We start from the raw sequence: 12,498 nt of genomic DNA, 5'->3' as shown, positions 1-12,498 counted from the left end.
ATAATGGACCTGTTCCAGGCGATGTCGGTTTACGTGAAAGTAGTGGAAGCCGGCAGCATGACCGCCGCCGCCCAGGCCTGCGGGATGTCGACCACCATGGTCGGCAATCACCTGCGCGCCCTGGAGCAACGCCTGGGCGTCAGCCTGCTCAAGCGCACCACTCGCAAACAGAGCCTCACGGAATTCGGCGGGCAGTATTACCAGCGTTGCCTGGAAGTGCTGGGGCTGGTGGCCGACTCCGAACAACTCGCCGAACAAGCCCACAGTGATGTGCCCAAAGGCACCTTGCGCATCACCGCCCCACCCGCCTTCGGCACCGAGCGCCTGGCCCCGGCCTTGAGCGAATTCTCCCAACGCTACCCGCTGATCAAGCTGTATGTGGTGCTCAGCAATCAACGCATGGACATGGTCGACAGCGGCTTCGACGTGGCCATCCGCCTGGGCGAACTGGAACCCTCAAGCCTGATCGCCCGGCCGATGCAGGATTACACCATCACCCTCTGCGCCTCACCGGGCTACCTGGCGCGACGTGGCACACCACAGACTCCCGAAGACTTGCAGCAACATGACTGCCTGGCGTTCGCCTACCCGTCCACCGACGATTGGCGCAACGCCGACAAGCTGTGGCGCATGAGCGGCGCGGCAGGCGAAGTGGAAATCCCGGTGTCCGGCTCGCTGACCATCAACAGCTCCCAGGCCTTGCGCCAGGCAGCCGTGCAAGGCATGGGCATCGTCATGCTGCCAGATGCCCTGGTGCAGCCCGACTTGCAGGAGGGAAAACTGGTGGCCTTGCTGACGGCCTACCAACTGCCCAGTCGCCCCATGCATTTGCTGTACGGCCAGGACCGTTACCGCCTGCCCAAACTGCGAGCATTCGTCGATTTCGCCATGGAAAAGTGGGCGCGCTAGAAGCCCACTCCCAACTCACGCAACCGCGCTGCGGTGTGCTCGGCCGACACATGGTGAATGCCTTGCCAACCGAGGGCGACGGCGGCGTCAATATTGCCGGCGACATCATCGATAAACACGACTTCAGCGGGCTGAATATCCGGCAAGTGCGCGCGGACCTGGCCAAGGCTTGCCTGATAGATCGCCGCATCGGGCTTGATCAGTTTCAATTCGCCTGACACGACGATGTCGCGAAAGCACTGCAGGAACGGGTAGTTGGCCCGCGCATAGGGAAAGGTCTCGGCAGACCAGTTGGTCAGCCCGAACAACGGCATGCTGGCCTGGTGCAATGCCTTGAGAATCGCCACGCCTTCGGGCAAGGAGCCACGCAGCATCTCGTGCCAACGCTCGTAATAGGCCTGGATCAGGCGTTCATGCTGGGGAAATTGCTCGATCAGGCTGCGGGTGCCGTCCGCCAGGCTGCGACCGGCGTCCTGCTCGGTGTTCCAGGCTTGGGTGCAGATATTGTCGAGGAACCATTGCCGTTCGTGGTCATCGGCAATCAGCTTGCGGTACAGGTGGTGCGGGTTCCAATCGAACAGGACACCGCCAAAATCAAAAACTACTGCACGAATAGCCATACCCACCTCCGTTAGTGTGATACGCCAGTCTCCCATGCGCATGGCACGCCCCGGCAAGCAAACATGCGTACGACTGTTCTGATAATTTCACGGCACATGAACAGAATACAGAGCTATGCCCCTTGTATTACGGCCTTGAACACTTCCTCTGCGCTTCTTTTTCAAATCGTTAGTAACACTCACTTCTCCCAACAAAATAACAGTTGCTCTAGTGTTTCCTACGTGACCGAAGGAGCGCTTTGGGCTGGAAGGGAACATCCAACGTCCCGACGAACACGAAGTGGAGCAATTCAATGACCGGTTTACTCACCTCGGCTATTTCACCTTCTGCGCTGAGCTTGAACACTTTGCAACACACCCTACCCCATCAACCGGCTGGCCCCCTCCAAGACATGAATGATCCGGTATACGCGGCGTTCGAACGTGTCCGAGGAAAGACCGGAATAGTCCCGAGCCACCTTGTGCCCTTGCAGAGGATTGCGGCGCAGACCAACTCCATCATCGGCGTACGCCCCGTGGAAGCGGTCGCTACCGGATTGATTGAGAACGGGCATCCCACCAAGGACTATCATATCAAGGGAAAAAGCGCCAACTGGGGGCCGCAAGCGGGCCTGATCTGCAAGGACCAGGCCTTCAGCAAGCTTGAAAAGTTCAAGGTCTGCGAGCCCGAAAAGGTTGCGCGAGCCAATAGACAAGTCGAGGAATGCATAAAGGACAAGCATGCGGTTGCGATCCCCTTGAAGCTCTCACGCAACCGCCTCGGCGAGTTGATACAACTCGGTCAGATCACTCAGCTGGCCGTGAACGAGCAGGACGGCACGCTGCGTTTCAACGCCAGAGCGCCAAGCCAGGAGGTGTATGCATTCGAAGGCAAGCGCACAGCGCCAACAGAAGACAGCTATGCCATTACCCATAAGGACAAACCCGTCGAAGTCCTGGCCAAATCCGAAACAGGCAAGGCGTTGACAGCCGACTATGACCTGCACATGGTCGCGCCCCACCTCAGCGATTTCGGATCACAGGATAAGATCCCGGTGCCCGATATTGCGCACAGTGTTTTCACGCAGAGAATTGATCGCTACAGACAGCAACAACCAGACCCGTCGGTGTTCGAGGTGCCCGAAGCGTTACGCGCAGACTATGAAGACACCGAACATTTCTATCGAAAGGAAGACTTCGACCTGGGCAACGCCACACAGCGAATAACGGACATGATAAAGCTGATCAATCACCAGTTGGTCGGTGATGGAGAGCGGGTGGTTCACCACAATGCGGACTCTGGCAGCCCTGCGACGGACGTTGCCGCCAATTACCCGGCAACATTCTTCCTGCCGACCCGGCTAGGGCGATATGACGAAATCTGCATCATCAACGACCGCAAAGAGATGGCTGAACTGATAAGAACAGCCAAGGACAGCGGCTATCACGTGCCCCTGAATCCACTTTGGGAAAGCGAAGTGAACAGTATCAAGCGCTCTGGCTTCGTCCAGGCCCAAGGACGGTTGGCGTCAGCCTTTGGCCAAGGCTGACGCTGTGAGGCGCAAACAAGACAGCAGCCTCATGACACGGCGATTGAGGCTGCTGTTGTCGACCCCGACACCTATTTATGCAGAGACAAGACCATTGATTTTCACGGTCGGATTCACATCAGCGTCGTAGTCCACGCCCTCGACCTCGAAGCCGAACAAGCGCAGGAATTCAGCCTTGTAGCCGGCGAAATCGCTGATCTCGTCGACGTTGTCATCGGTCACCTGATCCCACAATGCTGCCACGGCGTCCTGGACCTTCGGCTCCAACTCGGCCAGGTCGGCACGCAGGCGGCCGTCGGCGTCGAGTTTCGGCTGGCTGCCGTACAGGCTGTCCTTGAACAGGCCGTAGACCTGCTCGATGCAACCTTCGTGGGTGCCCTGCTCTTTCATCACTTTGAACAGCAGCGACAGGTACAGCGGCATGATCGGGATTGCCGAGCTGGCCTGGGTAACCACGGCCTTGAGCACCGACACACGGGCATCGCCCTTCAGCGCAGCAAGGTTGTCGCGCAGGGTCAGGACTTTCTTGTCGAGGTCTTTCTTGGCTTCGCCGATGGAGCCGTTCCAGTAGATGTCCTGGGTCAGCTTTTCACCGAGGTAGGTGAACGCGGTGGTCTTGGCGCCTTCGGCCAGAACGTCGGCGTCACGCAGGGCGTCGATCCACAGCTGCCAGTCTTCACCGCCCATCACTTTGACGGTGCCGGCGATTTCTTCCTGGGTCGCAGGCTCAAGGGTGGTATCGACCACCACGCCCTTGTCGGTGTTGATACCCCGCAGGGTCACAGCCTTGCCGATCGGCTTGAGGGTGGAGTTGTACACTTCACCGGTTTTTGGATCGGTGCGGCGTGGTGCGGCCAGGCTGTAGACCACCAGGTCGATCTTGCCCAGGTCTTTCTTGATGGTCTCGATGGTCAGGCGCTTGATCTCGTCGGAGAACGCGTCGCCGTTGATGCTCTTGGCGTACAGGCCTTTCTCGACGGCAAACTTTTCGAATGCAGCGCTGTTGTACCAACCGGCGGAGCTGAGCTTGCCTTCTTCGCCCTCTTTCTCAAAAAACACGCCCAGGGTGTCGGCGCCGCAGCCAAACGCAGCACTGATGCGCGCGGCCAGGCCGTAGCCGGTGGAGGCGCCGAGGACCAGCACCTTCTTGGGGCCGCCTTCGATGGCGCCGTGTTGGGTCACGTAGTCGATCTGTTCCTTGACGTTCGCTTCACAGCCAACAGGGTGAGCGGTCACACAGATAAAGCCACGAACCCGCGGTTTGATGATCATAAAATTTCTGCCTCTTCCAAGGGGTCGATGGCCAGTGGTGGCCATTCAACTTCAATCGTACCGGTCTATGACGTCCGAAAAACCGAAGCGTCACGATAGTCGCAAATCTTCTGTTTACAAAATCCAATCGGTAAAACCCATATCCGGTGAAAAACTGTGTAAAGCCTTCACAATTTTGCAATATTTAAAACGACTCTGCGGCACCGGACGCCTTATCATGGCGCGATTGTTTCAACATGTTTCAAACCCCACCACTCGCGGCCACGGATACGGACCTGTCGAATGGCGTCCTGCCGGAGCTGAGCTGCATGAACACGTCTGCCCTACGCAAAAAAGCGGTGTCGATCGCCTGGATACTCGGCGTTTTGCTGATCATTTGCCTGTTCCCCCTGACCACCGCGGTGTTTCTTGGCCTGGTACTGGTCTGTGGGATCTACGACTTCCTGCGCAATGGGCTGTATGACGCCCCCACCATCAAGAAATACTTTATCGGCAGCGGCCGCAACACCTGGCTGCTGGCGCCGTTCAACACGCTGTTCGACCTGTTGAGCTCGCGCAATCGCCACGTTTATACGATGCACGACCTGCCGCCCGCCTGGCGCGAAGACTTGCAGCAAGTGATCGATGAGGCCATGGCCCACAAGGGTGAAATCATCGGTTACCTGGATGAACGCATGGCCGAGAAAAAACGCGGCATGTTGTTTTTCCAGTGGTACGGACGCCCAATCGAAACCACGCTGGACATCCCGAAACTGCGGGAAAAACTGCCATTCGTGAAGACCGTCGGCGTATCGGTATTCAACGAAAACCGTTCGACCTCCTTTCACTTCGGCCCGCTGCGCATGATGTTTCGTGTGCTTTACAACATGGCACCTGCCCCCCATCACGAGGGCGTGTACATCCAGGTGGGCCAGCACAAACATTACTGGCACGACGATCCACTGTTTATTTTCGATGACACGTTGATGCACGCATCCTTCAATAAAAACGACGCCAAGCGCTACTGCCTGTTTATCGACATCGTGCGACCAACGCCGCTGCCTTCGGTGCTCAAGGCCGTGATCGCGGGGTTTGCCGGGATGGTCTTTACCCTGCGTCGGGTTTTCTACAAAAACTGGAAGCTGATTCAGTAAGTTCTGCGGCATGATGGTGCGGGACGGTGTTTGCACTCGGCCTTGGGCCTGAGGTAAATATCCGTCTCGTGCGACCGAGTTCGGCGCCCATTCTTCTCTAGCCATCGCAGCCCATGGGGGTGCGATGGCTGCGCTTTCAAGGAATCAGAATGCCCCAACGTCAAGTCATCAATGCCTCCGTCAGCCCCAAGGGCAGCCTCGAAACCCTGTCTCAACGTGAAGTGCAACAACTGAGCGAAGCCGGCACCGGCAGTATCTACACCCTGTTCCGCCAGTGCGCCCTGGCGATCCTCAACACCGGCGCGCATATCGACAACGCCAAGACCATCCTCGACGCCTACAAAGATTTTGAAGTGCGCATCCACCAGCAGGACCGCGGCGTGCGCCTGGAACTGCTGAACGCGCCAGCCGACGCGTTCGTCGATGGCGAAATGATCGCCAGCACCCGCGAAATGCTGTTCAGCGCCCTGCGCGACATCGTCTACACCGAGAACGAGCTGGACAGCCAGCGCATCGACCTGAGCAACTCCCAGGGCATCACCGACTACGTGTTCCACCTGTTGCGCAACGCCCGTACGCTGCGCCCCGGTGTCGAGCCTAAGATCGTGGTGTGCTGGGGCGGGCACTCGATCAACACCGAAGAATACAAATACACCAAGAAAGTCGGCCACGAACTGGGACTGCGCAGCCTGGATGTGTGCACCGGCTGCGGCCCGGGCGTGATGAAAGGTCCGATGAAAGGCGCGACCATTTCCCACGCCAAACAACGGATTACCGGCGGGCGCTACCTGGGCCTGACCGAGCCTGGCATCATTGCGGCGGAAGCACCGAATCCGATCGTCAACGAACTGGTGATCCTGCCGGACATCGAAAAACGTCTGGAAGCCTTCGTACGTGTCGGCCACGGCATCATCATCTTCCCGGGCGGCGCCGGGACGGCCGAAGAGTTCCTGTACCTGCTGGGCATCCTGATGCACCCGGACAACAAGGACCTGCCGTTTCCGGTCATCCTCACCGGGCCGAAACACGCCGCGCCATACCTGCAGCAACTGCACGCGTTCGTCGGAGCAACTCTTGGCGAAGCGGCGCAGGCGCACTACCAGATCATCATCGACGACCCGGCCGAAGTGGCCCGCCAGATGACGGCCGGGCTCAAGGCAGTGAAACAGTTCCGTCGCGAGCGCAACGACGCGTTTCACTTCAACTGGCTGCTGAAGATCGATGAAGGTTTCCAGCGCCCCTTCGACCCGACCCACGCCAACATGGCCAGCCTGCAACTGAGCCATGCGCTGCCGCCCCATGAGTTGGCGGCCAACCTGCGCCGCGCGTTCTCGGGCATTGTGGCGGGCAACGTCAAGGACAAAGGCATCCGCCTGATCGAAGAGAACGGCCCGTACGAGATCCACGGCGATGCGGCGATCATGAAACCGCTGGACGAGCTGTTGCAGGCATTCGTCGCCCAGCACCGCATGAAGTTGCCGGGCGGCGCGGCGTATGTGCCGTGTTACCGCGTGGTGCAATAACGCCATCAGTTGGTCATACGTTGTAGCGCTTTGGCCACGTTGCCGGGCGTGCTGATGCGGTGAATCGGACTAGGGTTCAGTTATTCCGATTCACACACTGCACGAGGCGCAACCTATGGACCAACGGATCTTGTCCTCCATAATTCCTTACCCTAAGGTAAGGAATATCACCATGGAGATTCTCACTATGGCAACCGCCACACTTACCTCAAAAGGGCAAATCACTATTCCCGTTCAGGTCAGGACCGCCCTGGGCCTGGAAACAGGCGACCGCGTGGAATTTGTCGAAATGGAAGACGGCCAGTTCTCGCTGATTGCGGCGAGCAAAACCGTGCATGACCTCAAGGGCCTGATCCGCAAACCCGCCAAACCCGTGTCCCTTGACGACATGAGCCGCGCCATCGCGGCGCAAGGGGCAAAAGCGCGATGATCGGCCTGGATACCAATGTGCTGGTGCGCTATGTCACCCAGGATGACCCTGTGCAATCGCCCAAGGCATCCGCGCTGATCGAATCGCTCACCACCCTGTCGCCGGGCTTTGTCAGCCTGGTGTCGGTAGTTGAACTGGTGTGGGTTCTGCAAAGTTGCTACCAATGCCTCAAGCAGGAGGTGGTGACGGTGCTGGAAACGCTTTTGCGCACCCGTGAAATCACCCTCGAGCATGCCGAGATCATCTGGCAGGCACTGCGCCGCTTCAGCGCGAACAAAGCCGATTTTGCCGACTGCCTGATCGAACGCTGCGGCCACGCGGCGGGGTGTGAGTACACGGCCACCTTTGACATTGAAGCAGCCAAGGCACCTGGCATGAAACGACTGGGCTGAACCGTAGTGTTGCGACGACATTGAGGCTTTGGTAAAAATCCCGTTCAACGTTGATCGAGAGAAAGACCCACGTGCGTACGCTTCTTCTCGCAATCCTGAGCATTGCATCGCCCTTGGCCAGCGCCAACACCATCATCTGGCCCGACCTCCCACAAACCTGCTTTGTCAGTGGCCGCTCCGCCACCAGTGCGGACGTCGATACGGGTTGTGCGGCGTTTCTTATCAATGTGAAAGGTGAAGCGGCGGGTACGCCGATCAAGCTGGATATTCCGCAGTACGCGATGCATGTCGACGAAACCACCGGCAAGGAAACGCCGGTGATCATCATCCAGGCGGAAGAGAACGGCGAGATCAAGGCGGTGGGTTACAAGGAACTGGGCACCGATCAGCTCGGTGCCGCGCTATTGCGGGAAGTTCGGCTGCTGGGTATCAAGAAGCCGAGCTAGCCTGGGGCTCAACGCACCCAGCCACCACCCTGCCAGTGGTAACCATCACTACGTTGCACCCAATGCGGATGCACGTAGCGATACCCCTCGCGCACCGGCTCCCAATGGCCGTGAACCGCAACGTAACGCCCACCCGCCCAACGCCAGTAACCGCGCGACCATACGTAGCCATAACGGACTGGCGGCTCGACTTCGATCACCTGCACGGGCGGCGGCTGCGGGGCAATCACCTCGACGTATTCACGCTGAACCGGCCTGCGTTCATGCACGACACGCTCTTGCACACACCCGGATGCCGCGACGACCACCGCCGCCAATGCCGCATAACGTAGCAACATACAAACCCCTCGGGCGTCATCGCCCTACACCTGCACCGACAAAATCCCCCCTTGCTGCAGCCACGCTCCTGCTTGGCCTGAAGTATTTTTAACAGGTCGTGTCTGTCGGGTTGCTGAACCCATCACCGCCGAAACGCTGCAACACGGCCTCGACAAATCGCCGCAGCTTGGCCGTACGCTGCCGGTTGGCGGTATAGACCAGATGCATCGGCCGACTTGGCGCATCGAAGTCAGGCAGTACCCGGACCAACTCGCCCTTGGCCAACGCCACACGCAAGAAATCTTCCGGGCCGAGGACGATACCAAAACCATCCAGCGCAGCGGACATCAGGGCCCTGCTTTCGTTGATCCGCAAACGACTGGCAACCGGCACGGTGTACGACGTCGCGCCCTGGTGAAAAACCCACTCGCGATCCGCCGGGCGAGACCAAAAGGCGTAGCCCAGGCATTCGTGGTGCTCAAGGTCTGCCGGCGTCAGCGGTAGACCTCTCGCTGAGAGGTAAGCGGGTGCCGCGCAAACCACCAGACGATAAGGCGCAAGTGGTCGCGCGGTGAGGCCGGTGGTCGCGAGGGGGCCAATGCGAAATGCCACCTCGTAACCCTCCTCCACCAGATCGACGAATCGGTCGGTCAGGTGCAGGTCGATTTCCACATCCGGGTGGTCGCGTAGAAATTGGGTGATCAAGGGCATCAGGCTGTAGGAACCAAACGTCACCGGCGCAGTGACTTTCAGCTTGCCGCGCGGCGTGTCGTTCATGATCTGCGCCAGCGAGTCGGCGGCATCAGCCTCCGTCAGGATATGTTTGCAACGCTCGTAGTACGCACTACCCAACTCCGTTAGGCTTTGCCGCCGCGTGGTGCGGTTGAGCAGGCGGGCACCGAGACGTTGCTCAAGTGCCGCGACGTGTTTGGCGACCATCTGTGCCGACATGTTCAAGCGCTCGGCCGCACGGGCATAGGAGCCTGATTCGGCAGCCATCACGAAAGCCTTCATGCTTGTAAGACGGTCCATCATTCCCTACTCCCAGTAACAACAGCGACACCAGAACGATCATTTATCACCAAATGGTTGCCAATCATCATAACCACTCCCGCAATTCACTGGAGCAAGGACATGAACATTGGCGTTATTGGAGCAGGATTCATCGGGCGCGCTGTTGCCCAGTTGGCCCTGGCTGCCGGGCACGAGGTGATGTTGAGCAACTCCCGTGGCCCACAAACCATGAGCAGCGTGCTCAGCGGCATACCCGGTGTTCAAGTCGGCCGCGCGGAAGACGCCGCCAAGTTCGGCGAACTGGTGCTCATAGCGATCCCCCTGGAGCACTATCGCGCCGTGCTCCCGCAATGGCTGGAAAGCAAGACGGTGATGGATGCCAACAATTACTATCCGCAGCGCGACGGGCACATCCCGGTGCTGGACCGTTTTGAAACCACCACCAGCCGGCTGCTCGCCGACCATCTGCCACACGCGCACGTAGTGAAGGTGTTCAATGCGATCTTTGCGCCGGAGCTGACCCAGGATGCGCGCCCTCACGGCGCCACCGACCGCCGTGCGCTGCCAGTGGCTGCGGATGATGCAGCGGCAAAGGCGCAAGTGATCCGATTGCTTGATGAGTTGGGTTTCGACGCGGTGGATGCCGGTGGGCTGGATGAAAGCTGGCGATTTGAGCGGGCCAAACCGGCCTATTGTGTCCGGTTGGACCAGCACGCCTTGAAGGCGGCGCTGGCCGCAGCCGAGCGAACGGTGGAATTGCCTGCAGTCGAGCGGGTTCGCACCCACGGGTAACCTGCGCACAAAAAAAACCCGCTGACCGTTGCCGGTTCAGCGGGCTTTTTTGTTTCAGCGTGGTCCGTGGGACCACAGCTGTTTCTTACAACGCCAGGTCAGACGCCGGCTTGCTCGGCTCAGCCGCAGGCTTTGCAGCCTCGACAGCCTTTGGCGCAGCGCTTTGTGGGATCACAGGCGGTGTCGGCAGTTGCAGGACACCAGCGGTGTAGGCCCATTCCTTGGCAACCGCTTCAGGGCTGTCGTTCAGCTTGGTGCCATAGCTCGGTACGATCTGGTGCAGCTTGGCCTGCCACTCAGGGGTCGCAACCTTGTCCTTGAACACTTTCTGCAGCACGGTCAGCATGATCGGAGCCGCGGTGGACGCGCCCGGCGATGCACCCAGCAAGCCTGCAATGGTGTTGTCGGCAGAGCTGACCACTTCGGTGCCCAGTTTCAGGACGCCGCCCTGCTCTTCGTCACGCTTGATGATCTGCACGCGCTGACCGGCTTGCCACAGGCGCCAGTCTTCTTTCTTGGCGTTCGGGAAGTACTCTTGCAGCGCCTTGAAGCGGTCGTCATCCGACAGCATCAGTTGGCCGGCAAGGTACTCGACCAGCGGGTATTCACGAATACCGACTTTGGTCATTGGCCAGATGTTGTGGGTGGTGGTGCTGGTCAGCAGGTCCAGGTACGAACCTTCCTTCAGGAACTTGGTGGAGAAGGTCGCGAATGGGCCAAACAGGATCACGCGCTTGCCATCCAGCACGCGGGTGTCCAGGTGCGGAACCGACATCGGTGGCGCGCCAACCGACGCTTTGCCGTAGGCCTTGGCCAGGTGCTGCTCGGCCACGGTTGGGTTATCGGTCACCAGGAACGAACCACCTACCGGGAAGCCAGCGTATTCCCTGGCTTCAGGAATGCCGGATTTTTGCAGCAGGTGCAGTGCACCGCCGCCCGCGCCGATGAACACGAACTTGGCGTCGGTTTCGGTCTTGGTACCGTCTTTCAGGTTTTTGTAGCTGACACGCCACGAACCGTCGGCGTTCTTGGTGATGTCCTGCACTTCGCTCGACAGTTTCAGGTCGAACTTGGGCGTGGTTTGCAGGTGAGCGACGAATTGGCGCGTGATTTCGCCAAAGTTCATGTCAGTACCCAGCGGGCTCCAGGTAGCCGCGATTTTCTGGTTCGGGTCACGCCCTTCCATCATCAGCGGGACCCACTTGGCGATCTGCGCCGGGTCTTCGGAGTACTGCATGCCGGCAAACAGCGGGCTGGCTTGCAGGGCTTCGTAACGCTTCTTGAGGAACTTGATGTTGTCATCGCCCCACACAAAGCTCATGTGCGGAGTGGTGTTGATGAACGAACGTGGGTTCTTCAGCACGCCCTGCTGGACCTGCCAGGACCAGAACTGACGGGAGATCTGGAATGCTTCGTTGATTTCGACCGCTTTCGGGATCTCAACGTTGCCGTTCTTGTCTTCCGGGGTGTAGTTCAGTTCAGCCAGAGCCGAGTGACCGGTACCCGCGTTGTTCCAGCCGTTGGAGCTTTCTTCGGCGACGCCATCGAGGCGCTCGACCATCTCCATCGACCAACCCGGCTCCAGCTCATTGAGCCATACACCCAGGGTTGCACTCATGATGCCGCCGCCGATCAGCAGCACATCGACTTTCTTTGCCTCTTCCGCGTGAACGGACGTGATCCCCATCGACAAAGCCAGCCCCAGCAGGGCAGTGTTTACTTTCTTAAACATCAGTAGCACCTATGATAAAACGCCATCCGCCCCACTGCCCCTAATCATGGGCAACCCTCCTTCATGCTGCGCCAGGCAACGCACCGCGAGGTAGGGTTTGCACATTCACTTCAGGACCGCAGGGTGGGCACACAAGGCCGACGTATCGACCTCACTTTTATGTCCCTTCTGCGCTGACTTCTTATCATTATTGGCTTCAGCTACCTCGGCGACAGTCATCCGCCGGCACGTATTCGGGTGTACGTGCCGAGGAAAGCTCAGACCAAGATGGCGCGCAGAATATCATGCCCGAGGAGGATGGGGCGTCTGATGTGGACTCAGCGGTCGAATCCCGACATCGGCGGGCTACCGGAGGAAACGCCAGACCGGAGCAGATCGGAACCTTTCG

13 protein-coding genes are annotated in these 12,498 nt (G+C 59.1%); 8 read left to right on the top strand and 5 right to left on the bottom strand.

What is annotated here, in order from left to right; all coding sequences use genetic code 11:
• The first annotated feature begins 3 nt into the window (after positions 1-3).
• Positions 4-909, top strand: coding sequence for a LysR family transcriptional regulator (locus tag PSH81_RS07850; RefSeq protein ID WP_192298665.1), 906 nt, complete (start codon positions 4-6; stop codon positions 907-909).
• Here PSH81_RS07850 and PSH81_RS07845 read toward each other — a convergent pair.
• The gene (locus PSH81_RS07845; RefSeq protein WP_226455343.1) at positions 906-1,529 is read right to left on the bottom strand and encodes an HAD family phosphatase; all 624 of its coding nucleotides are present in this window, start codon (positions 1,527-1,529) and stop codon (positions 906-908) included. The genes PSH81_RS07850 and PSH81_RS07845 overlap by 4 nt on opposite strands.
• A 293-nt stretch (positions 1,530-1,822) precedes the next feature.
• Here PSH81_RS07845 and PSH81_RS07840 point away from each other — a divergent pair, with 293 nt between their 5' ends.
• On the top strand, positions 1,823-3,058 hold the full coding sequence (locus PSH81_RS07840) for a CyaA/EF/ExoY family adenylyl cyclase toxin (protein WP_226455342.1): 1,236 nt from the start codon (positions 1,823-1,825) through the stop codon (positions 3,056-3,058).
• A gap of 75 nt (positions 3,059-3,133) precedes the next feature.
• Here PSH81_RS07840 and fabV read toward each other — a convergent pair whose 3' ends face one another.
• Positions 3,134-4,330 carry an enoyl-ACP reductase FabV gene (fabV, locus tag PSH81_RS07835; RefSeq protein WP_192298662.1) on the bottom strand — a complete coding sequence of 399 codons (1,197 nt, stop codon included), beginning with the start codon at positions 4,328-4,330 and terminating at the stop codon, positions 3,134-3,136.
• Positions 4,331-4,638: 308 nt separating this feature from the next.
• On the opposite strand from fabV, the gene PSH81_RS07830 reads away from it, so the two are divergent.
• The 5 genes from PSH81_RS07830 to PSH81_RS07810 all read left to right on the top strand — a co-directional run bounded on the left by PSH81_RS07830 (position 4,639) and on the right by PSH81_RS07810 (position 8,254).
• Positions 4,639-5,463, top strand: coding sequence for an aspartyl/asparaginyl beta-hydroxylase domain-containing protein (locus PSH81_RS07830; RefSeq protein ID WP_226455341.1), 825 nt, complete (start codon positions 4,639-4,641; stop codon positions 5,461-5,463).
• A gap of 149 nt (positions 5,464-5,612) precedes the next feature.
• Positions 5,613-6,986: a nucleotide 5'-monophosphate nucleosidase PpnN gene (ppnN, locus tag PSH81_RS07825; protein ID WP_226455340.1), complete on the top strand. Its 1,374-nt coding sequence runs from the start codon at positions 5,613-5,615 to the stop codon at positions 6,984-6,986.
• Positions 6,987-7,158: 172 nt separating this feature from the next.
• Complete coding sequence (locus tag PSH81_RS07820) at positions 7,159-7,416, top strand: AbrB/MazE/SpoVT family DNA-binding domain-containing protein (RefSeq protein ID WP_226455440.1); 258 nt, start codon at positions 7,159-7,161, stop codon at positions 7,414-7,416.
• The gene (locus tag PSH81_RS07815; protein WP_305392275.1) at positions 7,413-7,808 is read left to right on the top strand and encodes a PIN domain-containing protein; all 396 of its coding nucleotides are present in this window, start codon (positions 7,413-7,415) and stop codon (positions 7,806-7,808) included. The genes PSH81_RS07820 and PSH81_RS07815 overlap by 4 nt, the downstream gene beginning before the upstream one ends.
• Positions 7,809-7,879: 71 nt before the next feature.
• Positions 7,880-8,254 (top strand): hypothetical protein, encoded by a 375-nt coding sequence (locus PSH81_RS07810; RefSeq protein ID WP_192298657.1) that lies wholly within the window; start codon positions 7,880-7,882, stop codon positions 8,252-8,254.
• An 8-nt stretch (positions 8,255-8,262) separates the two neighbouring features.
• Here the strand turns inward: PSH81_RS07810 and PSH81_RS07805 are convergent, their stop codons facing one another.
• Both PSH81_RS07805 and PSH81_RS07800 read right to left on the bottom strand, forming a co-directional pair.
• The gene (locus PSH81_RS07805) at positions 8,263-8,592 is read right to left on the bottom strand and encodes a hypothetical protein (RefSeq protein WP_226455338.1); all 330 of its coding nucleotides are present in this window, start codon (positions 8,590-8,592) and stop codon (positions 8,263-8,265) included.
• Between the two features lie 88 nt (positions 8,593-8,680).
• Entirely contained in the window at positions 8,681-9,607 is a 927-nt protein-coding gene (locus tag PSH81_RS07800) for a LysR family transcriptional regulator (protein WP_305392274.1), read from the bottom strand.
• 99 nt (positions 9,608-9,706) lie between these two features.
• On the opposite strand from PSH81_RS07800, the gene PSH81_RS07795 reads away from it, so the two are divergent.
• Positions 9,707-10,378 (top strand): NADPH-dependent F420 reductase, encoded by a 672-nt coding sequence (locus PSH81_RS07795; protein ID WP_226455336.1) that lies wholly within the window; start codon positions 9,707-9,709, stop codon positions 10,376-10,378.
• An 85-nt stretch (positions 10,379-10,463) separates the two neighbouring features.
• Here the strand turns inward: PSH81_RS07795 and mqo are convergent, their stop codons facing one another.
• On the bottom strand, positions 10,464-12,110 hold the full coding sequence (mqo, locus tag PSH81_RS07790) for a malate dehydrogenase (quinone) (protein WP_192298653.1): 1,647 nt from the start codon (positions 12,108-12,110) through the stop codon (positions 10,464-10,466).
• Between the last annotated feature and the right edge of the window lie 388 nt (positions 12,111-12,498).

The organism is Pseudomonas sp. FP2335 (assembly GCF_030687535.1).
Lineage (GTDB): Bacteria > Pseudomonadota > Gammaproteobacteria > Pseudomonadales > Pseudomonadaceae > Aquipseudomonas.
The sequence above is the reverse complement of the archived record's forward strand: the minus strand, read 5'-3'. Positions and strand labels throughout refer to the sequence as shown.